Here is a 24,950-nt window from a genome sequence, read left to right on the forward strand (position 1 = left end):
AGGATGCTGTGCCGGGTGGGCCGCGTCGGTAGCGTGCGGGCGGTAGAGACACCCGCCGGGGGCCGTGGGCGAGCAGCCGCCCGGGCCGGGTGCGCGGACCTGGACCATCGGGAGTGGGGCGGGGCATGGCGGTAACGGAGCCGGGTGAGCCGGACGACGCGGCGGCGGAACGGCTCGGCGCGCTCTCCCTGCCGTCACAGCTGATCGTCGCGGTGGCGGTCGCGGCCGTCGCGGTCGCCGTGGCCCTTCACCTCGGGATGGCGTTCCTGAGCGTCGCGCCGCCCAACACGATCAGCAAGCGGTACGGCGCGGCCATGGACGACTACACCTACCCCGAATTCGAGCGGAACTGGAAGCTCTTCGCTCCCAATCCCCTCCAGCAGGACATCGCCATCCAGGCCCGGGCCGAGGTCCGCACCCCCGAGGGCGGCCTCGCGACCACCCGCTGGACCAGCCTCTCCGCGCAGGACGGTGCCGCCATCCACCACAACCCGCTGCCCAGCCACACCCAGCAGAACGAACTGCGCCGCGCCTGGGAGTTCTACGTCGGCTCGCACGACGCGCAGGAGAAGCCCAACGGCACCCGCGGCAGCCTCTCCGAGCAGTACATCCGCCGGATCGTCATGCTCCGCCTCGGCCCGGAGCGGGACGGCGGCGCGGTGCAGCGCGTCCAGGTGCGGTCCGCGACCACGCAGCTGGCCGCACCGCCGTGGAGCGACGAGAAGACCGACACCAAGACCTTCTACCGGACCCTGCCCTGGTGGACGGTGACCCGGGCCGACGTTCCGGAGGGGGCGCGCCGGTGACCATATCCACCGTCCAGGCCGCCGTGGCGCGCGGCCACGCCCGCGTCACCGGAGCCGCGCTCGGCCCCTACCAGACGGCCGTGGTGCGCATCGGCTTCTCCTTCACCTGGCTGCTCTTCCTGCTCCGCGAATGGCCCCACCGCCGGGAGCTGTACGGCCCCGACGGCCCCTGGAACTGGGACATGGCCCGCCGGCTGATCGACGGCAACCACGCCTTCACCGCGCTCATGTGGTCCGACAGCGGCGTGTGGTTCGAGACCGTCTACGCCCTCGCCCTCGTCTCGTCCCTGCTGCTCCTGCTCGGCTGGCGCACCCGCACCATGTCCGTGCTGTTCATGCTGGGCGTGCTGTCGCTCCAGAACCGCTCCATCTTCATCGGCGACGGCGGCGACAACCTCATCCATCTGGCGTCGCTGTACCTGGTGCTCACCCGGTGCGGCCAGGTCTGGTCGCTCGACGCCCGCCGCTCCGCCCGCCGCCCGGACGCGGACGGGGAGGGGACCGAGCCGCCCCGGGACACGACCGGAATCGTGCTGTGGACCGTCCTGGGGCTCGCCCTGGCCTGGATCCAGCTGTTCAGCGGCGCCGGGCCGTCCCCGGTCGCCGACGGCCCGCTCCCGGGTCTGGGCTGGGCCACGATCCTGTGGGGGCTGTGGCTCGTCCAGGGCGGCTGGTGGCTCGCGCAGCGCTACGCACCGGGGGAGCCGCGCACCGTTCTGGACATGCTCGCCAACCTGGCGCACAACGGCGCACTGCTGGTGATCATGGGTGAGGTGTGTCTGCTCTACGCCTCGGCGGGCTGGTACAAGGTCCAGGGAACGCGCTGGCAGGACGGCACCGCCCTCTACTACCCGCTGCACCTGGACTACTTCTCTCCCTGGCCGTCCCTGGCCGACGCGCTCGCGAGCAGCGGCACCCTGGTGATGCTGCTGACCTACGGCACGGTCATCGTGCAGGTCGGCTTCCCCTTCACCCTGCTGAACCGCCGCGCGAAGAACGTCATGCTGGTGCTGCTGATGCTGGAGCACATCGGCATCGCCGTCGCGCTCGGCCTGCCGTTCTTCTCGCTCGCCGCCATCTCCGCGGACGCGGTGTTCCTGCCGACCGCCTTCCTGCGCTGGACCGGCCGGAAGGCGGCCGGGGCCCGCGACCGGCTGGCCGCGCGCGCCGTCCGTCTGCCCCTGCCCCGCCAGCGGGCGCCAAAGGACGGCGAGGAGCCCGCCCCCACCCTCACGGGCCGGCGAGCTTCTTCGGCGGCCCCGGACGACCGTCCCGGCCCCCGTACGCTGAGGGGATGACTGAGGACCAGGCCACGCGGGCCGCGCGGCAGTGGCGTGAGACGGGCCCCGGGACCGTGCTGCTCGACGGCTTCCACGCGCTGAAGCACGCCCTTCGCTTCGGCGCCGAGGTGCGGACCGCGGTCACCAGTGACAAGGCCGCCGCGGTGGAGCTGGCGGGGGAGCTGGCCGGTGATCTCACCGAGGTGATCACGGACCTCCTGGTGGAGGTGCCGGACCAGACGCTGCGCACCCTCGTCCCCCGGGTGCACCCCACCCGCGTCGCCGCGCTGGCGGTCCGGCCCGGGCGGCAGGGAAACCTGGACGCCCTGGCCCGGCTGCCGAGGCCCGCGCCGGTCGTCGTCCTGGACAACCCCCGCAACCTCGGCAACGTCGGTGCCGTGGTCCGGCTCGCGGCCGGGTTCGGGGCCACGGGGGTCGTCACCACCGGGGACCTCGACCCCTGGCATCCGAACGCCGTGCGCTCGGGCGCGGGCCTCCACTTCGCCACCGCGGTCGAGCGGCTGCCGGACGACGCCCTCCCGCCGGGGCCGCTGTACGCCCTGGACGCGGACGGGGAGGACATCCGGTCCCTGGCCCTCCCCGATGACGCGCTGCTGGCGTTCGGCTCCGAGCGGCACGGGCTGTCGCCGGAGCTGCGCAAGCGGGCCACCCGGCTGGTGGCCCTCCCCATGCGACCGCAGGTGTCCAGCTACAACCTGGCCACCAGCGTGGCCATGGCCCTGTTCCACTGGGGAGGACCGGCCATGCCCTGATCAGGCCGGGCGGCGCACCTCCACCATGCGGAAGCGGCTCGCCACGAACGCCCCGTCGCACAGCGCGGCGTTCGCCGACGGGTTGCCGCCCGAGCCGTGGAAGTCCGAGAAGGCCGCGGTCTGGTTCACATAGACCCCGCCGGTCAGGTTCAGCGACAGCTGGGCGCACTCCTCCAGACACGCCTCCTCGATCAGCCGCTCCACCTCGGGCGACGTCGTGTACGCACCGACCGTCATCGCGCCCTTGTCCCGGGTGGTGCGGCGCAGCAGGGCGACCGCGTCCGCCGCCGAGTCGACCGCGACGGCGAAGGACACCGGGCCGAAGCATTCGGAGAGATAGGGCGCGTCCGCGTCCGCCGCCTCCCAGAACTTCCGCGCCCCGTCCGCCTTCACCATCAGCGGCGTGCGCACCGTGGCGTCCGGGAACTCGGGGTGGGTCACCGCGCGGGAGGCGAGCGCGACCGCGCCGAGCCCGGGGGCGGCCTCCAGCCGCTCCCGCACCCGCAGGCCCACGATCGCGCCGAGCAGCGCGCTCGCCCGCGCGTCGTCGCCCAGCAGCCCGTCGACCGCGGCCGCCAGGTCGGCCACCACCTCGTCGTACGACTTGGGGCCCGCGTCGGTGGTGATGCCGTCGCGGGGGATCAGCAGATTCTGCGGGGTGGTGCACATCTGGCCGCTGTAGAGGGACAGGGAGAACGCCAGATTGGCCAGCATGCCCCGGTAGTCGTCGGTGGAGTCGATGACGACCGTGTTGACCCCCGCCTTCTCCGTGAAGACCTGGGCCTGGCGGGCATGGGTCTCCAGCCAGTCGCCGAAGGCGGTCGAGCCCGTGTAGTCGATGATGCGGATCTCGGGGCGCACGGCGAGGACCTTGGCGATGCCCTCGTCCGGCCGCTCGGCCGCCAGCGCCACCAGATTGGGGTCAAAGCCCGTTTCCCTCAGCACCTCGCGCGCGATCCGGACGGTCAGCGCGAGCGGCAGCACCGCCTGCGGATGCGGCTTGACCAGCACCGGGTTGCCGGTGGCCAGCGAGGCGAACAGGCCCGGGTAGCCGTTCCACGTGGGGAAGGTGCTGCACCCGATCAGCAGGGCGATGCCGCGCGGCACCGCGGTGAAGCTCTTGCGCAGCTCCAGCGGATCGCGCTTGCCCTGGGGCTTGGACCAGTCGGCGGCCCCCGGCGTGCGCGTCTGCTCCGCGAACGCGTACGCCACGGCCTCCAGGCCGCGGTCCTGGGCGTGCGGGCCGCCCGCCTGGAACGCCATCATGTACGCCTGTCCGCTGGTGTGCATCACCGCTTGCGCGAACTCGTGCGAGCGGGCGCTGATCCGGGCCAGGATCTCCAGGCAGACCATGGCCCGCGCCTCGGGCCCGGCATCCCGCCAGGCGGGCATCCCCGCCCGCATCGCGGGCAGCAGCACGTCGATATCCGGGTGCGGATACTCCATGCCCATCCCGGCCCCGTACGGCGAGATCTCGGAGCCCGCCCAGCCGTCGGTGCCCGGCTGGTCCAGCTCCAGGCGCGTGCCGCGCAGCGCCTCGAAGGCGGCCTGGCCCTCGGCGACGCTCAGGCTCGGGCGGCCGCCCTGGCCCTCCCCGCCGTACGCCTTCGGATGCTCGGGGTGCGGGGACCAGTAGGCGCGGGTACGGATCGCCTCCAGGGCCTGGTCGAGGGTGGGACGGTGCGTCTTCGTCAACTGGTCTGTGGTGAGTCCGGCGGTCACGGCTGACCAACTCCTCGTCGAGCTGGGATTGAGCTGGGCTGGAAGTGGCGACAGAGTTAGATTAACCGAACGATCGGTCGGGACAAGAGGGCCCTGGCGGACCTGTGGAAAACTTCGTCGAAAAGGATCAGCCGCATGAGTGCGAGCGACCGTGGACTCCCGCGCACCAGCACCGTAGCCGTCGTCGGCACCGGCACCATGGGCCAGGGAATCGCCCAGGTCGCGCTGGTCGCCGGGCATCCGGTGCGGCTCTATGACGCCGCGCCAGGACGGGCCGCCCAGGCCGTGGACGCCATCGCCGCCCGGCTCGGCCGGCTGGTCGCCAAGGACGCGCTCGCCGCGGCCGACCGCGACGCCGCCCTCGGCCGGCTCGCCCCCGTCGACCGGCTCGCGGACCTGGCCGACACCGAGCTGGCCATCGAGGCCATCCTTGAGGAGCTGGGCGCCAAGCAGCAGCTGTTCACCGCCCTCGAAACCGTCGTCTCCGAGCGCTGTCTGCTCGCCACCAACACCTCCTCCCTCTCCGTCACGGCCGTCGCGGGCGCACTGCGCCACCCGGGCCGCCTCGTCGGCCTCCACTTCTTCAACCCGGCCCCGCTGCTGCCGCTGGTCGAGGTCGTCCGCGGCTTCGCCACCGACCGGGGCGCGGCCGACCGCGCGTACGACACCGTCGCCGCATGGGGCAAGACCCCGGTGCGCTGCGCCGACACCCCCGGGTTCATCGTCAACCGGATCGCCCGCCCCTTCTACGCCGAGGCCTTCCGGGTGTACGAGGAGGGCGGCGCCGACCCCGCGACCATCGACGCCGTGCTGCGCGATTCCGGCGGCTTCCGGATGGGCCCCTTCGAGCTGACCGACCTCATCGGCCAGGACGTGAACGAGGCCGTCACCCGATCCGTCTGGGAATCGCTGTTCCACGACCCGAAATTCACCCCGTCCCTCGCCCAGCGCCGCCTGGTCGACGCCGGGCTGCACGGGCGCAAGACCGGCCGCGGCTGGTACGACCACGCCGAGGGCGCCCCGCGCCCCCGTCCGCACACCGCCGAACCGTGCGAGGCCCCCGCGAAGATCGCCCTCCACGGTGATCTGGGGCCCGCCGCCGGGCTCGTCCCCCTCATCGAGGAGACGGGCATCACGCTGGCGCGCGAGCCCGTGGCGGAGGCCGGATCCGGCGGCTTCCTCGCGCTGCCCGACGGCACCCGGCTGTCCCTGACCGACGGCTCCGCCGCCACCGCGGACCCGTCCGCCCCCGGCATCCGCTTCGACCTGGCGCTGGACTACCGCACCGCCACCCGCATCGCCCTCGCCCCCTCCGCGACCGCCTCCCCGGCGTCCCTGGCGGCCGCGACCGGCCTCTTCCAGGCCCTCGGCAAGGAGGTGAGCGTGGTGGAGGACCTTCCCGGGATGATCGTGGCCCGCACCGTCGCGATGCTCGTGGACTTCGCCATGGACGCCGTCGCCCGCGAGGTGGCGAGCGCCGGGGACATCGACACGGCCATGCGCACCGGCGTCAACTATCCGCGCGGTCCGCTGCACTGGGGGTCCCTGCTCGGCGCCGACTGGGTGCGCACGGTGCTGGAGAACCTGCACGGCGCCTGGCCGACCGGCCGCTACGCCCCCTCCCAGGCACTGATCCGGCGTGCTGCCGTCGAAGGAAAGCTGCTCTAATCATGACCATGGTCAAGCGCGACACCTATACGCCCGAATCGCTGCTCGCGGTCGCCGTGGAGGTGTTCAACGAGCGCGGGTACGACGGCACCTCCATGGAGCACCTCTCCCGCGCCGCGGGGATCTCCAAGTCCTCGATCTACCACCACGTCAAGGGCAAGGAAGAGCTGCTCCAGCGGGCCATAAGCCGCGCGCTGGACGGGCTGTTCGGCATCCTCCGGGAGCCGGGCGCGTGCGACGGCCGGGCGATCGAGCGGCTGGAGTACGTGACCCGGCGCACCGCCGAGGTGCTGATGGCGGAGCTGCCGTACGTCACGCTGCTGCTGCGGGTGCGCGGCAACACGGACACCGAACGGTGGGCCATGGAGCGCCGGCGGGAGTTCGACCACGAGGTCGCCGCGCTGCTGAAGCGCGCGGCCGCCGACGGTGACCTGCGCGCCGACGTGGACGCGCGGCTGGCGACCCGGCTGCTCTTCGGAATGATCAACTCCATCGTGGAGTGGTACCGGCCGGGACGGGGCGGCGCCGCCGGGGCCGACGAGGTGGCCGAGGCCGTGGTCCGCACCGCCTTCGCGGGGCTGCGCGTCCCCTCCGCGAGCCAGGGGGAGGACACCCCCTAGACCTCCGGGTCGAGGTCCGTCTCCTCGAAGACCAGCAGGGTGCGGGTGCTCAGCACCTCAGGGATGGCCTGGATCCGGGTGAGGACCAGTTCGCGCAGCGAGCGGTTGTCCTCGGTGTGCACCAGCAGCAGTACATCGAAATCGCCGCTGACCAGGGCGATGTGCGCCGCTCCCGGCAGCATTCCGAGCTGTTCGCGCACGGTGCGCCAGGAGTTCTGGACGATCTTCAGCGTGATGTAAGCGGACGCCCCCTGCCCGGCCCGCTCCTGGTCCACGCGGGCGCTGAAGCCCCGGATCACCCCGTCGTCGAGCAGCCGGTTGATCCGGGCATAGGCGTTGGCGCGCGAGACGTGCACCTGCTCGGCCACCGACCGTATGGAGGCCCGGCCGTCCGTCCGGAGCAGCCGCAGGATGTCGCGGTCGATGGGGTCCAGAGGGCGCGCTGGAGGTTTGCCGTCCGGATTGGCCATCTGTTCGTCCTGCATACCGCCCTGCCTCCCCTTCATGGACGTCCTGTCTTCATCTCAGGTTGTGCAGAACCGTTTGTCCACAGGCTCGGGTCGCCTGTAGCCAAAATGCGTCAACGACCGAACAATCGGTAGGTGAGGGTGCTGCCGCCTGGCACGCCCGCCCTCCAGCAGTCTGCCCGCCCAGGAGGTCGTGTCATGACGGTCCTAGAGCAGCCCGGCGCCTACCGCCCCACTCCCCCGCCCGCCTGGCGGCCCCGCACCGACGCCGCACCGCTGCTGCCCGACCCCGAGCCGTACCGCCTGCTGGGCACCTCCGCCGCCGCCGACCTCGCCCCCGAGCTGCTGACCAGGCTCCACCGTGAGCTGGTGCACGGCCGCCGTTACAACGCGCAGGCCACCGCCCTCACCCGGCAGGGCAGGCTGGCCGTCTATCCCTCCTCGACCGGGCAGGAGGCGTGCCAGGTGGCCGCCGGTCTGGTGCTGGAGGAGCGGGACTGGCTCTTCCCCAGCTACCGGGACACCCTGGCAGCCGTCGCCCGTGGCCTCGACCCGGTCCGGGCGCTGACCCTGCTGCGCGGCGACTGGCACTCGGGCTACGACCCCCGGGAGCACCGGATCGCCCCGCTGAGCACCCCGCTGGCCACCCAGCTGCCGCACGCGGTGGGCCTGGCCCACGCCGCGCGCCTCAAGGGTGACGACGTCGTGGCGCTCGCCCTGGTCGGCGACGGCGGCACCAGCGAGGGCGACTTCCACGAGGCGCTGAACTTCGCGGCCGTCTGGCAGGCCCCCGTCGTCTTCCTCGTCCAGAACAACGGCTTCGCGATCTCCGTCCCGCTCGCCAAGCAGACCGCCGCCCCCTCCCTCGCCCACAAGGCGGTCGGCTACGGGATGCCCGGGCGGCTCGTCGACGGCAATGACGCGGCCGCCGTCCACCATGTCCTCGGCGAGGCCGTCCGCCGGGCCCGTGGCGGTGGCGGCCCCACCCTGGTCGAGGCCGTCACCTACCGGATGGACGCCCACACCAACGCCGACGACGCCACCCGCTACCGCTCCGACGCCGAGGTCGAGGCATGGCGCGAACACGACCCGATAGCGCTCCTGGAGGGAGCCATGCGGGACCGCGGGCTGCTGGACGACGACGCCGCCCGGGCCGTGCGCGACTCGGCCGAGCGGCTGGCCGCCGATCTGCGCACCCGCATGCACCAGGACCCGGTCCTCGACCCCCTGGAGCTGTTCGAGCACGTCTACGCCGAGAAGACCAGCCAGCTGCGGGAGCAGGCGGCGCAGCTGCGGGCCGAGCTCGACGCCGAGGGGGAGCGATGACCACCGCCACCGAGCGCAAGCCCGCCACCATGGCCCAGGCCCTCGGCCGGGCGCTGCGCGACGCCATGGAGGCCGACCCGTCCGTCCATGTCCTCGGCGAGGACGTCGGCACCCTGGGCGGCGTCTTCCGCATCACCAGCGGGCTCGCCGAGGAGTTCGGCGACGACCGCTGTACGGACACTCCGCTGGCGGAGGCGGGCATCCTGGGCACCGCCGTCGGGATGGCCATGTACGGGCTGCGGCCCGTCGTGGAGATGCAGTTCGACGCCTTCGCCTATCCCTCCTTCGAGCAGCTCGTCAGCCATGTCTCCCGGATGCGCAACCGCACCAGGGGCGCGGTGCCGCTGCCGCTCACCGTGCGCGTGCCGTACGGCGGCGGCATCGGCGGCGTCGAGCACCACAGCGACTCCTCCGAGGCGTACTACATGGCGACCCCCGGCCTCCATGTCGTCGCCCCGGCGACCGTCGCCGACGCGTACGGGCTGCTGCGGGCCGCCATCGCCTCCGACGATCCGGTGGTCTTCCTCGAACCCAAGCGGCTGTACTGGTCCAAGGCCGACTGGGACGCCGACCATCCGGCCGAGGTCCCGCCGATCGGGCGGGCGGTGGTCCACGGCGCGGCCGGCGGGGGCCGGAGCGCCACGCTGATCTCGTACGGGCCGTCCGTCCCGGTGTGCCTCGAGGCCGCCGAGGCGGCCCGGGCCGAGGGCTGGCACCTGGAGGTCGTGGATCTGCGCTCGCTCGTCCCGTTCGACGACGAGACCGTGTGCGCCTCCGTGCGCCGCACCGGGCGGGCGGTCGTCGTCCACGAGTCGGCCGGTTTCGGCGGCCCCGGGGGCGAGATCGCCGCCCGCGTCACCGAGCGGTGCTTCCACCACTTGGAGGCGCCCGTGCTGCGGGTCGCCGGGTTCGACATCCCGTATCCGCCGCCGATGCTGGAGCGGCACCATCTGCCCGGTGTGGACCGGGTGCTGGACGCCGTCGCCCGGCTCCAGTGGGAGGCGGAGTGGACCGAGGGGAGCGCGGTCTGATGGCTGTCGTGCGGGAGTTCACGCTGCCCGACCTGGGGGAGGGGCTGACCGGGGCGGAGATCGTGCGCTGGCTGGTCCAGGTCGGCGACGTCGTCGCGATCGACCAGCCGGTCGTGGAGGTCGAGACCGCGAAGGCCATGGTGGACGTGCCGTGCCCGTATGCGGGGGTGGTGACGGCGCGCTTCGGGGAGGAGGGCACGGAGCTGCCGGTGGGTGCGCCGCTGCTGACGGTGGCGTCTTCCGGTGGGTCCGGTGGGCCGGATACGACGGATGGTTCCGCCGAGACACACGGCGCGGAAGTGCCCGCGTCCTCCGGTGGGCCGGGTGGTGAATCCGGTGGCTCCGGCAATGTGCTCGTCGGCTATGGCACGGCCGCGCCCGCCGCGCGGCGGCGCCGGGTGCGGCCCGCCAATGGAGAGGTGACGGCCAAGACCACCGAGGGTCCCATTCCGGTGATCTCTCCCCTGGTCCGGCGGCTGGCCCGGCAGCACGGCGTCGACCTGCGGCAGCTGGTGGGTTCCGGCCCCGAGGGCCTGATCCTGCGCGCCGACGTGGAGCGGGCCGTGGAGGAGACGGGCGTCCGGGGAGAGGCCGTCCCGGAAGCGGCTGTTCAGGAAACGGCCGCTCCGAGGAGGCCGGACTCGGCGCACGAGGAGCGCATCCCCCTGCGCGGGGTGCGTGGCGCGGTGGCCGACAAGCTCGCGCGCAGCCGCCGCGAGATCCCCGACGCGACGTGCTGGGTGGACGCCGACGCCACCGAACTGCTCGCCGCCCGCACGGCCATGAACGCCGCGGGGGGTCCCAAGATCTCCGTGCTCGCCCTGCTGGCCCGCATCTGCACGGCGGCCCTCGCCCGCTTCCCCGACCTCAACGCCACGGTCGACATGGAGCGCCGCGAGGTGGTCCGGCTCGGCGGGGTGCACCTGGGGTTCGCGGCGCAGACGGACCGCGGTCTCGTCGTCCCCGTCGTGCGCGACGCCCATACGCGCAGCGTCGAGGGGCTGGCCACCGAGATGTCCCGGCTGACCGAGGCGGCCCGCGAGGGTGCCCTGTCCCCTGCCGACCTCACGGGCGGCACGTTCACGCTGAACAACTACGGCGTGTTCGGGGTCGACGGTTCCACCCCGATCATCAACCACCCCGAGGCGGCCATGCTCGGCGTCGGGCGGATCGCGGCCAAGCCGTGGGTGCACGACGGTGAGCTGGCGGTCCGGCATGTGGTGCAGCTGTCGTTCACGTTCGACCACCGGGTGTGCGACGGCGGGACGGCGGGCGGGTTCCTGCGGTACGTGGCGGACTGCGTGGAGCAGCCCTCGGTACTGCTGAGGGGGCTCTAGCGGCCATACTCGGGGGGTGACGTATGACGCGGTGATCCTGGCCGGGGGCGCCGCCCGGCGGCTCGGCGGCGTGGACAAGCCCGCGCTCCGGGTCGGTGGACGGGCCCTGCTGGACCGGGTGCTGGGGGCGTGCGGAGGTGCCGGGCGGACCGTGGTCGTCGGGCCGCGCCGCCCCACCGTACGGCCCGTGCGGTGGGCGCGGGAGGAGCCGCCAGGGGGCGGGCCGGTCGCGGCCGTCGACGCGGGCGTGCGGGGGACGAACGCCCCCGTGGTCCTGCTGCTCTCCGCCGACCTGCCGTTCCTCACCGGGGAGACCGTGCGGGCCCTGCTCGCCGGGCTCGGACAGGCCGACGGCGCCGTGCTCACCGATCCCGACGGGCGCGAGCAGCCGCTCGTCGCCGCCTACCGGGCCGAACCGCTGCGGCGGGAGATCGCCCTGCTCGCCGCCGAGCACGGGGGCCTGGGCGGGCTGCCTCTCCGGCTGCTCACCGGCGAGCTGAAGCTCCGCCACATCCCGCACGCCACCGCGTCCTTCGACTGCGACACCTGGGAGGACATCACGACGGCCCGTGCACGGATCAGGGAGCATGGACACGTGCTGGAAGAATGGATTGCCGCAGTCAAAGCCGAGCTGGGTATCGACCTCGACGTCGACACCGCCGCCCTCCTCGACCTGGCCCGGGACGCCGCGCACGGTGTCGCCCGGCCCGCAGCCCCGCTGACCACGTTCCTCGTCGGCTATGCCGCCGCGCAGCAGGGCGGCGGACCCGAGGCCCTTGCCGACGCCAGCCGCAAGGCGGCGGCCCTGGCGGCGCGTTGGGCCGATGAGGAATGAAGGACGACAAGCTCGACCGCCAGGTCGACGAGGCCCTGGCCCTGGCCAACGAGAGGGCCACCGCCGAGCGGGCCTCGCCCCCGCCGGACGTGCCGGACCCCGAGCTGGGCTGGCCCCCGCCGAGCGTGGCGCGCACGATCCGCCATGGCGCCCCGGAGCCCGAGGCGGCGCCCAGGGACGAGCCCGACGACGCGCTGGGCTGGCCGCCGCCGAGCCTGAGGCGTTCCGGCCCGACGAGGCCACCGGGTGGAGACCCGCCGCCGTACGCGGGGCCCCTGGGGGACTTCCTCCTGGACGACTTCGCGCCTCCGGGCCCCCGGCGCCGTGACGACGCGGCCGAGGCCCCTCGTCCACCAGCCGACCCCGCCCCCGCATCCGACGACACCGCACCATCCGAGGCGGCCCATCTGACTTCCTGGCCCGAAGCCCGCCGCATCGCCGCCCGCGCGCCCGCCGGGGCCGTCGCCAAGGCGGCGCCCGTCCCGCGGGCGCTGGACGACGCGCTCGGCCACGTCCTCGCCGAACCCCTCACCGCGCTGACCGACCTGCCGCCGTTCGACACGTCCGCCATGGACGGCTGGGCGCTGGCCGGTCCCGGCCCGTGGCGGCTGACGGCCGGCCGGTCGGGGCGCGGCATCCTGGCGGGACCGGGCGCGGTCGACCCGCTGTCCGACGGGCACGCCGTGCAGATCGCCACCGGCGCCCGGATCCCGCCCGGCGCCACCGCCGTGCTGCGCACGGAGTACGGCGCGGACACCGGCGACGGCTGGCTGTACGCGGCGAAGGCGCCGCAGCCGGTCGCCTTCGGGCAGGACATCCGCCCGCGCGGCCAGGAGTGCCGCAGCGGCGATCAGCTGCTGCCAGCGGGCACCCGCGTCACGCCCGCCGTGCTGGGGCTCGCGGCCGCCGCCGGGTACGACGAGCTGGCGACCGTACGCAGGCCGCGGGTCGAGGTGCTGGTCCTCGGCGACGAGCTGCTGCACCGGGGGCTGCCCCGCGACGGCGGCATCCGGGACGCGCTGGGGCCCATGCTCGGGCCGTGGCTGCGGGCGCTGGGCGCCGAGGTGTCGGGCACCCGTCAGGTGACCGATGAGGCGGACGCGCTGTACGCGGCGATCCACAGGTCGTCGGCGGAGCTGATCGTGACCACCGGCGGCACGGCGGCGGGCCCCGTGGACCATGTGCACCCCACGCTGCACCGGCTGGGCGCCGAGCTGCTGGTGGACGGGGTGGAGGTGCGGCCCGGCCATCCGATGCTGCTGGCCCGCCTCGGGCCCGGGCGGCATCTGGTCGGCCTGCCGGGCAATCCGCTGGCCGCCGTATCGGGGCTGCTGACGCTCGCGGAGCCGCTGCTGCGGACGCTGACGGGCCGCCCCGCGCCCGAGCGCCGCCCGGCCCCACTGGCCGAGGCGGTGAGCGGGCATCCACACGACACCCGGCTGGTGCCGGTGGCGTTCCGGTACGACGAGGCGCGGCCGCTGCGCTTCAGCGGTCCGGCGATGCTGCGCGGCATCGCGGTCGCGGACGGCCTCGCGGTGATCCCGCCGGGCGGGGCCGGGCGCGGCGTGGCGGTCGAGGTGCTGGAGCTGCCCTGGCCGACCGGCACCGGAGAAGGCGGCGAGAGCGGCGAGAACATGGGCCGGAGCGGGGACGACGAAGGCATACGCACCCAGGAGGGCCACGCGTGAAGCTGCCCAGCCATGACGCGGCGGCCCGTACGCCACCGGAGGACACCGGTCACCGCGTCCAACTGCCGCGCTACCCGGACGGCCCGCTGCGCCAGGTGGGCCGCCGGCTGCTGCTGGCGCTGCTCGTCCTGGTGCTGACGGTCCTGATCGTCTACATGGACCGGACCGGCTACCACGACAACGCCGACGACAATGTCGACTTCCTCGACTCCGTCTACTACTCCACCGTGACGCTGTCCACGACCGGCTACGGCGACATCGTCCCGCACAGCGACAGCGCGAGGCTCAGCAACATCCTGCTGGTCACGCCGCTGCGTGTGCTGTTCCTGATCATCCTGGTGGGCACCACGCTCGAAGTCCTCGCCGAGCGCACCCGTGAGCAGTACCGCCTGAACCGCTGGAGGTCCGCCTTGCGCGATCACACCATCGTCGTCGGCTTCGGCACCAAGGGCCGGTCCGCCGTCCAGACGCTCTGCGCGGGCGGGCTGCCCAAGGAGCGGGTGGTGGTGGTCGATCCGAACCACAAGGTGATCGAGTCCGCCACCTCGGAGGGGTTCGCGGGCGTGGTGGGGGACGCGACCCGCAGCGATGTGCTGCTGCGGGCGGAGGCGCAGCGGGCCCGTCAGTTCGTGATCGCGACCCAGCGGGACGATACGGCGGTGCTGGTCACGCTGACCGCGCGGCAGCTCAACAAGGCCGCCAACATCGTGGCGGCGGTGCGCGAGGAGGAGAACGCGCCGCTGCTGCGCCAGTCGGGCGCCGACGCGGTGATCACGAGCGCGAGCGCGGCGGGGCGGCTGCTGGGGCTGAGCGTCCAGTCGCCGACCGCGGGGGCGGTGATCGAGGACCTGATCCAGCAGGGCAGCGGCCTGGACCTGGTGGAGCGCACGGTGGTGAAGTCCGAGGTGGGCAGGTCGGTGCGGGACACGGACGACCTGGTGGTGTCCGTACGGCGCGGGCATCGCCTGCTGGCGTACGACGACCCCGACGCGAGCCCGTTGCAGGCCGCGGACCGGCTGATCACCATCGTTCGCGCGCCGCTGCCCCAGGAGTAGCCTCGCGGCCATGCATGCGATCACCATTCCTGAACCCGGCGGTCCCGACGCGCTCCAGTGGACGGAGGTGCCCGATCCCGCGCCCGGCGAGGGGGAGGTCCTGGTCGAGGTCGTGGCCAGCGGCGTCAACCGCGCCGATCTGATGCAGCGGCAGGGCCACTATCCGCCGCCGCCCGGCGCCCCCGAATACCCCGGCCTGGAGTGCTCGGGCCGGATCGTGGAGCTGGGCCCCGGCGTCAGCGGCTGGGCGGTGGGCGACGAGGTGTGCGCGCTGCTGGCGGGCGGCGGGTACGCCGGAAAGGTGGCGGTCCCGGCGGGGCAGCTGCTGCCGGTGCCGGAGGGCGTCGACCTCGTCACCGCCGCCGGGCTGCCCGAAGTGACCGCGACCGTATGGTCGAACGTCTTCATGATCGCCCATCTCCGGCCGGGTGAGACGCTGTTGGTGCACGGCGGGTCGAGCGGCATCGGCACCATGGCCATCCAGCTCGCCAAGGCCGCCGGGGCGCGGGTGGCGGTCACGGCCGGGTCGGCCGAGAAGCTGGCGGCCTGCCGGGAGCTGGGCGCCGACGTACTGATCAACTACCGCGAGCAGGATTTCGTAGAGGAGGTCCGGGCGGCCACCGACGGCGCCGGGGCGGACGTCATCCTGGACATCGTCGGGGCGAAGTACCTGGCCAAGAACGTGGACGCGCTGGCCGTCAACGGACGGCTGGCGATCATCGGCCTCCAGGGCGGCGCGAAGGCCGAGCTGAACCTGGTCAAGCTGCTGGCCAAGAGCGGAGCGGTGACGGCCACCGGGCTGCGGGGCCGTTCGCTGGGGCAGAAGGCGGCGATCGTCGCGGCGGTACGGGAGCATGTCTGGCCGCTGATCGGCAGCGGCCGGGTCCGCGCGATCGTGGACCGTACGCTCCCGATGCGGGAGGCCGCGGAGGCCCACCGGCTGCTGGAGTCCAGCGGACATGTGGGCAAGGTGCTGCTGACGCTCTGAGCGCGGACCGGGCGCGCCGCGCGGCCGTCGTGGCCTGATCGGGCGCGCCCGGAATGCCCGTATCGCACCACCGTGTGACGCTCGTCCCGTGAAGTGCCCGAGTTGATCTGCCCGGCACGGGAGGGTGACCACCGTGAACCCCGCACTCCGTACCCTGCCCGCGACGGCCCTGCTGGCGGGCGCCGCCCTGCTCGCCGCCCCGCAGGCGGCGGCGCGCGCCGATGACGACGGCGGCGGTCTGGCGGGGACCCACGCCGGGGAGGGCCGGGCCCACCCCGGCCGGACCCCGGCGCCCACCCCCTCGCGGGACACCGCGCGGCCCTCGTCCACCCCGGGCGGCCGGGACCAGGCGGACCCGCGCTTTCAGCTGGTCCCGGACTGGACGCCGTCCTCGCTTCGTCTCCCCCACGAGCGGGAGCGGCGCGGGGCGCGGGAGGTGCCGCAGGATGATCGTCCGTACGCCACCGAGCGGACCGCTGCCGCGCCCGGGGGCGGGGCGTCGCGGGTGCTGCCGCTGGGTACCGGTCTTGCGCTGACCGGTCTTGGGCTCGGGCTGGCCTTCCTCGGCCTGCGGCTGCGGCGCGGCTGAGGCGGGCACTGAGGCGCCCCCGCGGCACCGCTGAGGCACCCCTGAGATGACCCGCGGGCTCCCCCAAAGGTGGCGGTGCGGAACAATGGGGGTATGAACCAGCCGATGAACGAACGATCGCAGGAGAGCCCGCACGTCCTGGTCGTCGGTCCGGACGGCATGGCGCTCGGCGGTGTCACTCCTGGCGACGGCAGTGGTGACGACGAGTCGCGCGAGGTTCCCGTGACGGACATGGTCGAACAGCCCGCCAAGGTCATGCGGATCGGGAGCATGATCAAGCAGCTGCTGGAGGAGGTCCGCGCCGCACCCCTCGACGAGGCGAGCCGTGCGCGCCTCAAGGAGATCCACGCCAGTTCGGTCAAGGAGCTGGAGGACGGTCTGGCCCCCGAGCTGATCGGGGAGCTGGAGCGGCTGTCCCTGCCCTTTACGGAGGAGTCCGTTCCGACCGAGGCCGAACTGCGCATCGCCCAGGCGCAGTTGGTCGGCTGGCTGGAGGGGCTGTTCCACGGCATCCAGACGACGCTGTTCGCCCAGCAGATGGCGGCCCGCGCGCAGCTGGAGCAGATGCGCAGGGCGCTGCCCCCGGGCGTGGGCGGCGGTGAGGACGGCCAGGGGATGGGTCCTGAGCACGGCGGCGCCCGCTCGGGCCCGTATCTGTAGCGCACGCCCACCGCGCGACTCTCATCGGCGGGCCGCCCCCGGAAGCGGAAGATCCGGGGGCGGCCCGCCGTTCGCGTCCCCGCGTCCCCGCGTCCCCGCGTCCCCGCGTCCCCGCGTCCCCGTGCCTCCGGCTCAGCGGGCGAAGTGGCCCACGACCGCGCCGCCTCATTGGCCCCTGACGCTGGTCCGCCGCGTCCCTACGCTCGCCCCATGCGCATCTTCCTCGCCGGGGCGACCGGCGCCGTCGGCCGTCTCCTCGTCCCCCTGCTCGTCGCGGCCGGGCACCGGGTCACCGGGACCGCCCGCACCGCCGGGGGCGCCGAGCGGCTGCGCGCCCAGGGCGCGGCGGCCGTCCCGCTCGACGTCCTCGACGCGGCGGGCGTGGAACGGGCGGTGGCGGACGCCGCCCCGGACGCGGTGATCCACCAGCTGACCGCCCTCGCGGGCGGCAACCGCGCCGAGAACGGGCGGATCCGCCGCGAGGGCACCCGGCACCTCGTGGACGCGGCCCGCCGCGCCGGGGTCCGGCGCATCGTCGCCCAGTCCATCTCCTGGGCGTACGAACCGGGCGCGACCCCCGCCGTCGAGTCCACCCCGCTCGATGCGGCGGCCGTGCCGCCGCGCGCCGCCATGGTGGGCAGCCTGCGGGCGCTGGAGGAGGCGGTGGCCGAGATCGAGACGCATGTGGTGCTGCGCTACGGGACGTTCTACGGGCCGGGCACCTGGTACGCGCCCGGCGGGGCGCTGGACGCCGTCCTGCGCGGCACGCCCCTGGACGGGCCCGGCGCGCGGCCGGGGGCGGCGATGGTGGGGCGGGTGGTGCCGAACGGCGCGATCAGCTCGTTCGTCCATGTCGCGGACGCTGCCCGAGCCGCGGTTGCCGCGCTGGGCTGGCCGAGCGGCCCGGTGAACGTGGTGGACGACGAACCTGCGCCCGCCCGTGACTGGCTGCCCGCGCTCGCCGCCGCCCTCGGCGCCCCGGCACCGGCCCCGGTCGCTCCCCACCGGGAGGACCGGGAGGACCGGGAGGACCGGGAGGGCTGGGAGCGCGGCGCCGACAACACCCTGGCCCGCCGCCTGGGCTGGCGCCCCCGTCACCCGACGTGGCGCACCGGATTCCACGACCAGCGGCAGCACCGGCCGTGAAGGCGGGTCAGTCGTCGGGCATTCCCGTGGAGACCGTCAGCTCGATGGTGTCCGTGTCCGGGTTGTACGGCTCGTAGTTGCGGTACGTGTAGTTGAGGACCGTGCCCTTGCCCCACAGGTTCTCGTCCTCGGTCGTGACGCGGTACTTCCAGCCCGCGGCCCGGATGCACTTCTTCACCGAGTCGACGTAGAGGTTCTGGAAGTCGGGCACGCTGTACGTGCCCTTCTCGTCCGAGTCCTCGTACGCGTCCTTGCACTTGGCCGGGTCGATCGTCTTCGTCTTGTCGCCCATGCGGAAGCCCGCGGGCTTCGACGACGCGGGGGCGGAGGTCTTCGCGCCGCCGCCGCCCTTGCTCTCGTCCTTCTTGTCGCCGCCGCCGTTGGACCCGTTGAGGGCGATGACCAGGATGACGCCGATGACCGCGATCGCGGCCACCACGGCGGAGCCTATGACCACGCGCTTGTTGCTGCCGCCACCGCCCGGGGAGCCGGACGAGGGCGACGGAGCCGGGCCGGGCGAGATGTTGTACGGCGGCGGGGTGCTCGGGCCGTGGCCGCCCTGGTACGGGGAGGCGGGGGTGCCGTACTGCTGCTGGCCCACCGGCATCGTGGGCGGCGGCGGGGTGGAGGGGCCGAAGGTGCCGTACTGCCCCGCTCCGGCCTGCGGCTGATACGGCGTCTGGACGCCGCCGGGGCCGGGCGCGGGGGTGTCGACGGGCGGGAAGACCGCCGCGCCCACGCCGGAGCCGCTGCTGCTGGCGGGCGGGCCGCCGGTGATGATGATCGGGGCGGCGCCGGTCTGCCCGGTGCGGGAGACCCGGGCGCACTCGTCACGCATGGCCTCGGCGGTCGGGAAGCGCTCGTTCGGGTTCTTCTTCAGGGCGCGGGCGACCAGCGCGTCCACCGCGGGCGGGATGGACTGGTTGATCGAGGAGGGCGCGACCGGCTCCTCCTGCACGTGCGCGTACGCGATGGCGAGCGGCGAGTCGGCGTCGAAGGGGAGCCGCCCGGTCAGCAGCTCGAAGAGCATGATGCCGACCGAGTACAGGTCGCTGCGGGCGTCCACGCCGCGGCCCAGCGCCTGCTCGGGCGAGAGGTACTGCGGGGTGCCGACGACCATGCCGGTCTGGGTCATGGAGGTGACCCCGGACTGCATGGCGCGGGCGATGCCGAAGTCCATGACTTTGACCACATTACGCTTGGTCATCATCACGTTACCGGGCTTGATGTCGCGGTGGACCAGCCCCATTTCGTGACTGATCTCCAGCGCCGCCAGAACATCGCCGGTGATTTTCAGCGCCTTTTCGGCCGGCATCGCGCCGTATTGCCGCACATCGGCGTCGAGAACGGAACGCAGCGGCTGTCCCTCGACGTACTCCATGACGATGTACGGCATGAGTCCGCCGTCGAGCGAATCCTCGCCGGTGTCGAAGACCGAGACGATATTGGTGTGCGTGAGCTTCGCCACGGCCTGGGCCTCGCGCCGGAAGCGCTCGCGGAAGGACTGCTCGCGGCCCAGCTCCGTGTGCAGCGTCTTGATCGCCACCTGGCGGTCCAGCACGGAGTCGTACGCGAGGTGCACCGACGCCATGCCGCCCTCGCCGAGCAGGTCCCGCAATTGGTAGCGGCCGCCCGCGAGCGAACTCCCCTGGTAGCGGCCCGGTGCGCCGTGCTGGCTCATGTCTTACTTCCCCCTCGGCGCACTCACCGTCCGGACCCGCACGTTTCGACGCCATGATCTTCATGTTCCGGATATCGTGGCCAAGTCTGCCCCAGGCCACGGACACGTCAAGCCACGTGCCCGTTCCGTGACCGGATGCTCAAGAACCCGTCACGCGATTTGCAACACTTCACCGTCAACAGGTTTGATGGCCGGTCCATCACGAACCGATGCGCGGCGCGAAGGCTGTAGCGTGCCTAGCAGGAACCGTACCGCCCGCGGGCGGGGCGATCTCGACCAGACCCCCACCTAGACCGAGACGGCGAGGACCGATGGCACAGACCCAGAGCGCCCAGGGGCCCTCCGAACCTGACGCTACCGGGTCCGGAATGTCTGATGTGCCCGAGGCGTGGGGAAACGGTGGACTGGTCGGAGATGGCCGCTACCGTCTCACCGGTCGCCTGGGCCGCGGCGGCATGGCGGAGGTCTTCGCCGCCGAGGACATCCGGCTCGGCAGAACAGTCGCGGTGAAGCTGCTCCGCGCCGACCTGGCCGAGGACCCGGTGTCCAAGGCCCGCTTCACCCGCGAGGCACAGTCCGTCGCGGGGCTGAACCACCACGCGGTCGTCGCGGTGTACGACTCCGGCGAGGACGTCGTCGGGCCGAACACCGTCCCCTACATCGTGATGGAGCTGGTCGAGGGCCACACCATCCGCGACCTGCTGCTGAACGCCGAGGCGCCGCCACCGGACCAGGCGCTGATCATCGTCTCGGGGGTGCTGGAGGCGCTGGCCTACAGCCATCAGCACGGCATCGTGCACCGTGACATCAAGCCCGCGAACGTGATCATCACGAAGAGCGGCGCGGTCAAGGTGATGGACTTCGGCATCGCCCGAGCCCTGCACGGCGCGCAGTCCACCATGACCCAGACCGGCATGGTCATGGGCACCCCGCAGTACCTCTCGCCCGAGCAGGCGCTCGGCAAGGCCGTGGACCACCGCTCCGACCTGTACGCGACCGGGTGTCTGCTCTACGAACTGCTCGCGCTGCGCCCGCCGTTCACCGGTGAGACTCCTCTTTCGGTCGTTTATCAGCACGTTCAGGACAATCCGGTGCCACCGTCCGAAATTTCGGGCGGCACGGTTCCGCCGGAGCTGGACGGGCTTGTCATGCGCTCGCTCGCCAAGGACCCGGACGACCGGTTCCAGAGCGCCGAGGAGATGCGCGGGCTGGTCCAGTACGCGCTCCAGATGCTCCAGGAGGCGGGCGGCCACACCGGCGTCTGGAACACCGGCCCGGTCACCCAGCACCTCGGCGGCGCCACCCCGGCGATGGGCGTGGCGGGTACGACCGCGATGCCGCACCCGGGGCACGGCGACACCTCCCAGCAGCCGATGGTCGGGTCCGGCATGGGGAGCGGCGGCTACGACGGCGGGTACGACGGGGGCTCCGGCCGGGGCCGCCGGAGCGGCGGCCGCGGCAAGCTGTGGCTGATCGCGGCGCTCGCGGTGATCGCCGTGGCGGTCGGGGTCGCGTTCGCGCTCGACCTCGGCGGCAATGACGACAAGGGCAAGCAGCCGCAGAAGAACCCGACGGCGACCTCGCAGAAGGAGACCAAGGGGCCGAGCGACGACCCCACGGAGGAGACGACGGAGCCCCCGGCGACCGAGGACTCCACCGGCGGCACGGGCGACTACACCCCGTCCCAGGACCCGACCAGCCCCTCGTACACCGGGCAGCCCACCGGCGGCGGCGTGCCGAACCAGCCGACCAGCGGGCCGACCGACGTCCCGTCGAACACCGAGACCACGCCGGACGACGGCGGCAGCCCGTCCGCGGAGCCGACCGACGGCGGCGGCCCGACGACGCCGCCGGACGGCGGCGGCGAGGAGACCGGCGGTCTCCCGACCGGCGACACCGTCGGCTAGTCACGGACCGGACCGGGTCCGCCCGGAACGACGCCCACTGCCCCGGTACCGCGCGAGCGGTGCCGGGGCAGTGGCATGCGTACGGGGCCTCAGCCGCAGAAGGCGTCGCGGACCGCCTCGTACTCCCGCGTCCACCACACCACCAGCGCCGCCGCGGCCGGGAACTGCGGATCGGCGCGGTGGTCGCCGCGCTGGTAGTGCCAGCGCAGCATCCAGAAGTCGTTGAGCCGCTCCCACCACACCCGGTGCACGGCCGCGGCCATCTCGTCGGCCCCGGCGCCCGCCATCCGGCGGTAGGCGCGGGCGTAGGACCGGACCTTGGGCAGCTCCAGGGTGCCGCCGGGGCGTACGAAGAAGATCGCGGCGGCGCGGACGGCCTCCTCGGCGCGCGGCTGGACGCCCAGCCGGTCCCAGTCGACGATCGCGGCGGGTTCGGTGTCGCGGTAGAGCAGGTTCAGCGGGTGGAAGTCGCCGTGCACCCAGCCGGTGGCCGGGATCGCGTCCGCCTCAGGCCGCCGGTGGGCGTGCCGCTCCAGCAGCGCGCGGCGCTCGGTCAGACGGTGCTCGGCGAGTTCGTCGAAGGTGTCACGCGGCCGGTGGCCGCGGACCAGGGCCAGCAGCTCGTCGATGACGGTGAAGGTGTCCTCGGGGTCGGCCGCGGGCTCGGGCGGCTCGCGGTCGCTGGTCCCGGCCCGCATGACCTGCTCCAGACAGGCGTGGGCGAACCCCAGCAGCCCGCCGAGACGCCAGCACTGGGGGGCGGTCAGGGCGGCGCCGTCGCGGTGCCGACCGTCGATCCAGGGGTGGAGGGCGTAGCACCGGCCGCCGATGACGGCGACCGTGCGGCCGTGGGCGTCCGGGACCGGCGGCGCGACCGGCAGCCCGAGCGCGCCCAGCCGCTGGGTGGCCCGGTGCTGGCGGGCGATGGCGGTGCGGTCGCCGTCGAGGTGGTGCTTGAGGAAGAACCGGCCGTGGGTGGTGGCGAGCCGGTAGCCGCGGTTGAGCAGGCCCTCGGTGACGGGGTCGCAGGACACCGGCTCACCGGCCCGTTCATAGCGGCGGAGCAGGGCGCTCAGGGTTTCCCCGTCGGGAGCGGCCTCGGCGAGGTGTACATGTGAGCGCGGCACCTGCCAGATGTTAGATCACCCGGCGTCACGGACCGTGCGTGAGTTGACGCGGCAGGGCCGATGGTGCAATGGGGTACGCACGAGGCGGCGGCGGCCGCTAGTTCTTCTGGGCCTGCATCCGCGCCACGAAGGCGGCGGCCTGCGAGCGGCGCTCCATGCCGAGCTTGGAGAGCAGGCTGGAGACGTAGTTCTTGATCGTCTTCTCCGCGAGGTGCAGCCGCTCGCCGATCACCCGGTTGGTCAGCCCCTCCCCGATCAGCAGCAGGATGCGCCGCTCCTGCTCGGTGAGGGAGGCGAGCCGGTCGTCGGGCTTGGCGGCGCCGCCGCGCAGCCGCTCCAGCACCCGGGCGGTGGCCACCGGGTCGAGCAGCGAGCGGCCCGCGGCCACGTCCCGGACGGCGGCGAGCAGTTCGGCGCCGCGGATGTCCTTGAGCACATAGCCGGACGCGCCCGCCATGATCGCGTCGAACAGGGCCTCGTCGTCGGCGAAGGAGGTCAGCATCATGCAGCGGATGGCGTCGTCGCGCGAGCGGATCTCCCGGCAGACCTCGACGCCGCTGCGGTCGGGCAGCCGGATGTCGAGCACGGCGACGTCGGGGCGGGTCGCGAGGATCCGGGCGAGGGCGTCGGCCGCGGTGCCCGCCTCGCCGACCACCTCCATGTCCGGCTCGCTCGCCAGCAGCTCGCGCACGCCGCGTCGTACGACTTCATGGTCGTCGAGTAGGAAAATCCTGATTTTTCCTTCTTCCCGCACGGCTCCAGTCTCACATACGGAGTCTTCCCGTGCCTTTGTCCAGCGGGATAACGTGCGCTTGTCCGGCGGCTCGCCGAGGCTGTGACCAGTGGAAGTTCACCCAACCGCGCGATTTACTTGGAAATCCAAGCAAAATTGCAGGTCAGGTGGGGTTTCGCAGAGATGCGGACCACTGGGTAACGTGCCTTGTGCGGGGCCGACCGCCGGGAACCTGTCACGCCCGGACGGACGTTTCGTCGCACACACCCCGTGCGTCGTCGTCGGACGGGCGAGCCGCAACTGGCCGCCGGCGGATCCCGGAGGCCGGACAGACGGAGGAGCACACGTGACCGTGGAGAGCACTGCCGCGCGCAAGCCGCGCCGCAGCGGAGCCAAGCGCAGCACCAGCGCGCGGAGCACGAAGAAGCAGTCGGCGGAACCGGAACTCGTACAGCTGCTGACCCCGGAGGGTGAGCGCGTCGAGCACCCCGAGTACGCGATCGACCCGACCCCCGACGAGCTGCGCGGCCTGTACCGGGACATGGTGCTGACGCGGCGCTTCGACGCCGAGGCCACCACCCTCCAGCGCCAGGGCGAACTGGGCCTGTGGGCCTCCCTGCTCGGCCAGGAGGCCGCGCAGATCGGCTCCGGCCGGGCCCTGCACGACGACGACTACGTCTTTCCGACCTACCGCGAGCACGGCGTCGCCTGGTGCCGCGGGGTCGACCCGACCAATCTGCTGGGCATGTTCCGCGGGGTGAACCACGGCGGCTGGGATCCCAACAGCAACAACTTCCACCTGTACACCATCGTCATCGGCTCGCAGACGCTGCACGCCACCGGCTACGCGATGGGCGTGGCCAAGGACGGCGCGGACTCGGCCGTTCTGGCGTACTTCGGCGACGGCGCCTCCAGCCAGGGCGACGTGGCCGAGTCGTTCACGTACTCCGCCGTCTACAACGCCCCGGTCGTGTTCTTCTGCCAGAACAACCAGTGGGCCATCTCCGAGCCCACCGAGAAGCAGACCCGGGTGCCGCTCTACCAGCGTGCGCAGGGGTACGGCTTCCCCGGCGTCCGGGTGGACGGCAACGACGTGCTCGCCTGTCTGGCCGTCACCAAGGCGGCGCTGGAGCGGGCCCGCACCGGCCAGGGCCCGATGCTCGTCGAGGCGTTCACCTACCGCATGGGCGCCCACACCACCTCCGACGACCCGACGCGCTACCGCTCGTCGGAGGAGCGCGAGCTGTGGGAGACCAAGGACCCGATCCTGCGGCTGCGCACCCTCCTCACCAATGAGAAGCTCGCGGACAAGGCGTTCTTCGACGGTCTGGAGCAGGAGTCCGACGCGCTCGCCAAGCGGGTGCGGGAGACGGTCCGGTCGATGCCCGACCCCGACGACCTGGCGATGTTCGAGCACACCTACGCCGACGGCCACGCGCTCGTGGACGAGGAGCGGGCCCAGTTCGCCGCGTACCAGGCTTCGTTCGTCACCGCTGAGGAAGGCATCTGAC

Annotated in this window: 22 protein-coding genes; 17 read left to right on the forward strand and 5 right to left on the reverse strand. The window is 73.2% G+C overall.

All coding sequences use genetic code 11. The annotated features are described in order from the left end of the window. Positions 1 to 125 precede the first annotated feature (125 nt). The 3 genes from ACH4TL_RS15800 to ACH4TL_RS15810 are packed head-to-tail and all read left to right on the forward strand — an operon-like array spanning position 126 to position 2,859. Positions 126 to 806: a DUF5819 family protein gene (locus ACH4TL_RS15800; RefSeq protein ID WP_398314369.1), complete on the forward strand. Its 681-nt coding sequence runs from the start codon at positions 126 to 128 to the stop codon at positions 804 to 806. A gap of 2 nt (positions 807 to 808) precedes the next feature. Beyond that, positions 809 to 2,104 (forward strand): HTTM domain-containing protein, encoded by a 1,296-nt coding sequence (locus ACH4TL_RS15805; protein WP_398314910.1) that lies wholly within the window; start codon positions 809 to 811, stop codon positions 2,102 to 2,104. Continuing rightward, positions 2,101 to 2,859, forward strand: coding sequence for a TrmH family RNA methyltransferase (locus ACH4TL_RS15810; RefSeq protein WP_398314370.1), 759 nt, complete (start codon positions 2,101 to 2,103; stop codon positions 2,857 to 2,859). Before ACH4TL_RS15805 ends, ACH4TL_RS15810 begins: the two co-directional genes overlap by 4 nt. On the opposite strand, the gene paaN is transcribed toward ACH4TL_RS15810, so the two are convergent. Then, positions 2,860 to 4,581, reverse strand: a complete 1,722-nt coding sequence (gene paaN / locus ACH4TL_RS15815) for a phenylacetic acid degradation protein PaaN (protein ID WP_398314372.1) — start codon at positions 4,579 to 4,581, stop codon at positions 2,860 to 2,862. Between the two features lie 135 nt (positions 4,582 to 4,716). Between paaN and ACH4TL_RS15820 the strand changes: the two genes are divergently transcribed. Continuing rightward, positions 4,717 to 6,249: a 3-hydroxyacyl-CoA dehydrogenase gene (locus ACH4TL_RS15820; protein ID WP_398314374.1), complete on the forward strand. Its 1,533-nt coding sequence runs from the start codon at positions 4,717 to 4,719 to the stop codon at positions 6,247 to 6,249. Between the two features lie 2 nt (positions 6,250 to 6,251). Further along, positions 6,252 to 6,869: a TetR/AcrR family transcriptional regulator gene (locus ACH4TL_RS15825; protein ID WP_398314376.1), complete on the forward strand. Its 618-nt coding sequence runs from the start codon at positions 6,252 to 6,254 to the stop codon at positions 6,867 to 6,869. On the opposite strand, the gene ACH4TL_RS15830 is transcribed toward ACH4TL_RS15825, so the two are convergent. Further along, entirely contained in the window at positions 6,866 to 7,354 is a 489-nt protein-coding gene (locus tag ACH4TL_RS15830; RefSeq protein ID WP_398314378.1) for an Lrp/AsnC family transcriptional regulator, read from the reverse strand. The two genes, ACH4TL_RS15825 and ACH4TL_RS15830, sit on opposite strands and share 4 nt — an antisense overlap. A gap of 180 nt (positions 7,355 to 7,534) precedes the next feature. Here ACH4TL_RS15830 and pdhA (ACH4TL_RS15835) point away from each other — a divergent pair, with 180 nt between their 5' ends. The 10 genes from pdhA (ACH4TL_RS15835) (at position 7,535) to ACH4TL_RS15880 (ending at position 17,991) form a co-directional block, all read left to right on the forward strand. Beyond that, on the forward strand, positions 7,535 to 8,662 hold the full coding sequence (pdhA, locus tag ACH4TL_RS15835; protein ID WP_398314380.1) for a pyruvate dehydrogenase (acetyl-transferring) E1 component subunit alpha: 1,128 nt from the start codon (positions 7,535 to 7,537) through the stop codon (positions 8,660 to 8,662). Then, on the forward strand, positions 8,659 to 9,693 hold the full coding sequence (locus tag ACH4TL_RS15840) for an alpha-ketoacid dehydrogenase subunit beta (protein ID WP_398314382.1): 1,035 nt from the start codon (positions 8,659 to 8,661) through the stop codon (positions 9,691 to 9,693). Before pdhA (ACH4TL_RS15835) ends, ACH4TL_RS15840 begins: the two co-directional genes overlap by 4 nt. Next, on the forward strand, positions 9,693 to 11,030 hold the full coding sequence (locus tag ACH4TL_RS15845) for a dihydrolipoamide acetyltransferase family protein (RefSeq protein ID WP_398314384.1): 1,338 nt from the start codon (positions 9,693 to 9,695) through the stop codon (positions 11,028 to 11,030). The genes ACH4TL_RS15840 and ACH4TL_RS15845 overlap by 1 nt, the downstream gene beginning before the upstream one ends. A gap of 16 nt (positions 11,031 to 11,046) precedes the next feature. Further along, a complete protein-coding gene (locus ACH4TL_RS15850; RefSeq protein WP_398314386.1) occupies positions 11,047 to 11,865 on the forward strand; it encodes an NTP transferase domain-containing protein in 819 nt (272 codons plus the stop codon). Beyond that, positions 11,862 to 13,553, forward strand: coding sequence for a molybdopterin molybdotransferase MoeA (locus ACH4TL_RS15855; RefSeq protein ID WP_398314388.1), 1,692 nt, complete (start codon positions 11,862 to 11,864; stop codon positions 13,551 to 13,553). The genes ACH4TL_RS15850 and ACH4TL_RS15855 overlap by 4 nt, the downstream gene beginning before the upstream one ends. Beyond that, a complete protein-coding gene (locus tag ACH4TL_RS15860; RefSeq protein WP_398314390.1) occupies positions 13,550 to 14,608 on the forward strand; it encodes a potassium channel family protein in 1,059 nt (352 codons plus the stop codon). Before ACH4TL_RS15855 ends, ACH4TL_RS15860 begins: the two co-directional genes overlap by 4 nt. Positions 14,609 to 14,618: 10 nt before the next feature. Then, positions 14,619 to 15,596 carry an NAD(P)H-quinone oxidoreductase gene (locus ACH4TL_RS15865; RefSeq protein WP_398314392.1) on the forward strand — a complete coding sequence of 326 codons (978 nt, stop codon included), beginning with the start codon at positions 14,619 to 14,621 and terminating at the stop codon, positions 15,594 to 15,596. Between the two features lie 133 nt (positions 15,597 to 15,729). After that, positions 15,730 to 16,185: a hypothetical protein gene (locus ACH4TL_RS15870; protein ID WP_398314393.1), complete on the forward strand. Its 456-nt coding sequence runs from the start codon at positions 15,730 to 15,732 to the stop codon at positions 16,183 to 16,185. Between the two features lie 93 nt (positions 16,186 to 16,278). Beyond that, positions 16,279 to 16,845 carry a bacterial proteasome activator family protein gene (locus ACH4TL_RS15875; protein WP_398314395.1) on the forward strand — a complete coding sequence of 189 codons (567 nt, stop codon included), beginning with the start codon at positions 16,279 to 16,281 and terminating at the stop codon, positions 16,843 to 16,845. Between the two features lie 210 nt (positions 16,846 to 17,055). Beyond that, positions 17,056 to 17,991 carry an NAD-dependent epimerase/dehydratase family protein gene (locus ACH4TL_RS15880; protein WP_398314397.1) on the forward strand — a complete coding sequence of 312 codons (936 nt, stop codon included), beginning with the start codon at positions 17,056 to 17,058 and terminating at the stop codon, positions 17,989 to 17,991. 7 nt (positions 17,992 to 17,998) lie between these two features. Here the strand turns inward: ACH4TL_RS15880 and ACH4TL_RS15885 are convergent, their stop codons facing one another. Beyond that, positions 17,999 to 19,672 carry a protein kinase gene (locus ACH4TL_RS15885; protein ID WP_398314399.1) on the reverse strand — a complete coding sequence of 558 codons (1,674 nt, stop codon included), beginning with the start codon at positions 19,670 to 19,672 and terminating at the stop codon, positions 17,999 to 18,001. Between the two features lie 311 nt (positions 19,673 to 19,983). Here ACH4TL_RS15885 and ACH4TL_RS15890 point away from each other — a divergent pair, with 311 nt between their 5' ends. After that, a complete protein-coding gene (locus ACH4TL_RS15890) occupies positions 19,984 to 21,579 on the forward strand; it encodes a protein kinase (RefSeq protein ID WP_398314401.1) in 1,596 nt (531 codons plus the stop codon). 89 nt (positions 21,580 to 21,668) lie between these two features. On the opposite strand, the gene ACH4TL_RS15895 is transcribed toward ACH4TL_RS15890, so the two are convergent. Continuing rightward, positions 21,669 to 22,706, reverse strand: a complete 1,038-nt coding sequence (locus ACH4TL_RS15895) for a phosphotransferase (RefSeq protein WP_398314403.1) — start codon at positions 22,704 to 22,706, stop codon at positions 21,669 to 21,671. A 97-nt stretch (positions 22,707 to 22,803) separates the two neighbouring features. Beyond that, entirely contained in the window at positions 22,804 to 23,460 is a 657-nt protein-coding gene (locus ACH4TL_RS15900; protein WP_398314405.1) for a response regulator, read from the reverse strand. Between the two features lie 325 nt (positions 23,461 to 23,785). Here ACH4TL_RS15900 and pdhA (ACH4TL_RS15905) point away from each other — a divergent pair, with 325 nt between their 5' ends. Further along, complete coding sequence (gene pdhA, locus ACH4TL_RS15905; protein WP_398314407.1) at positions 23,786 to 24,949, forward strand: pyruvate dehydrogenase (acetyl-transferring) E1 component subunit alpha; 1,164 nt, start codon at positions 23,786 to 23,788, stop codon at positions 24,947 to 24,949. Position 24,950: the final 1 nt, after the last annotated feature.

Source organism: Streptomyces sp. NPDC021115, from assembly GCF_044333065.1.
Classification (GTDB): domain Bacteria; phylum Actinomycetota; class Actinomycetes; order Streptomycetales; family Streptomycetaceae; genus Streptomyces.

Bases quoted from the DNA above. Each gene is read 5' to 3' on its own strand.
- ACH4TL_RS15830 (WP_398314378.1), bottom strand. From the start codon at position 7,354: ATGCAGGACGAACAGATGGCCAATCCGGACGGCAAACCTCCAGCGCGC.
- ACH4TL_RS15820 (WP_398314374.1), top strand. From the start codon at position 4,717: ATGAGTGCGAGCGACCGTGGACTCCCGCGCACCAGCACCGTAGCCGTC.
- ACH4TL_RS15875 (WP_398314395.1), top strand. From the start codon at position 16,279: ATGAACCAGCCGATGAACGAACGATCGCAGGAGAGCCCGCACGTCCTG.
- ACH4TL_RS15845 (WP_398314384.1), top strand. From the start codon at position 9,693: ATGGCTGTCGTGCGGGAGTTCACGCTGCCCGACCTGGGGGAGGGGCTG.
- ACH4TL_RS15880 (WP_398314397.1), top strand. From the start codon at position 17,056: ATGCGCATCTTCCTCGCCGGGGCGACCGGCGCCGTCGGCCGTCTCCTC.
- ACH4TL_RS15885 (WP_398314399.1), bottom strand. From the start codon at position 19,672: ATGAGCCAGCACGGCGCACCGGGCCGCTACCAGGGGAGTTCGCTCGCG.
- ACH4TL_RS15865 (WP_398314392.1), top strand. From the start codon at position 14,619: ATGCATGCGATCACCATTCCTGAACCCGGCGGTCCCGACGCGCTCCAG.
- ACH4TL_RS15810 (WP_398314370.1), top strand. From the start codon at position 2,101: ATGACTGAGGACCAGGCCACGCGGGCCGCGCGGCAGTGGCGTGAGACG.
- ACH4TL_RS15855 (WP_398314388.1), top strand. From the start codon at position 11,862: ATGAAGGACGACAAGCTCGACCGCCAGGTCGACGAGGCCCTGGCCCTG.
- ACH4TL_RS15825 (WP_398314376.1), top strand. From the start codon at position 6,252: ATGACCATGGTCAAGCGCGACACCTATACGCCCGAATCGCTGCTCGCG.
- ACH4TL_RS15800 (WP_398314369.1), top strand. From the start codon at position 126: ATGGCGGTAACGGAGCCGGGTGAGCCGGACGACGCGGCGGCGGAACGG.
- ACH4TL_RS15890 (WP_398314401.1), top strand. From the start codon at position 19,984: ATGGCACAGACCCAGAGCGCCCAGGGGCCCTCCGAACCTGACGCTACC.
- pdhA (WP_398314380.1), top strand. From the start codon at position 7,535: ATGACGGTCCTAGAGCAGCCCGGCGCCTACCGCCCCACTCCCCCGCCC.
- ACH4TL_RS15840 (WP_398314382.1), top strand. From the start codon at position 8,659: ATGACCACCGCCACCGAGCGCAAGCCCGCCACCATGGCCCAGGCCCTC.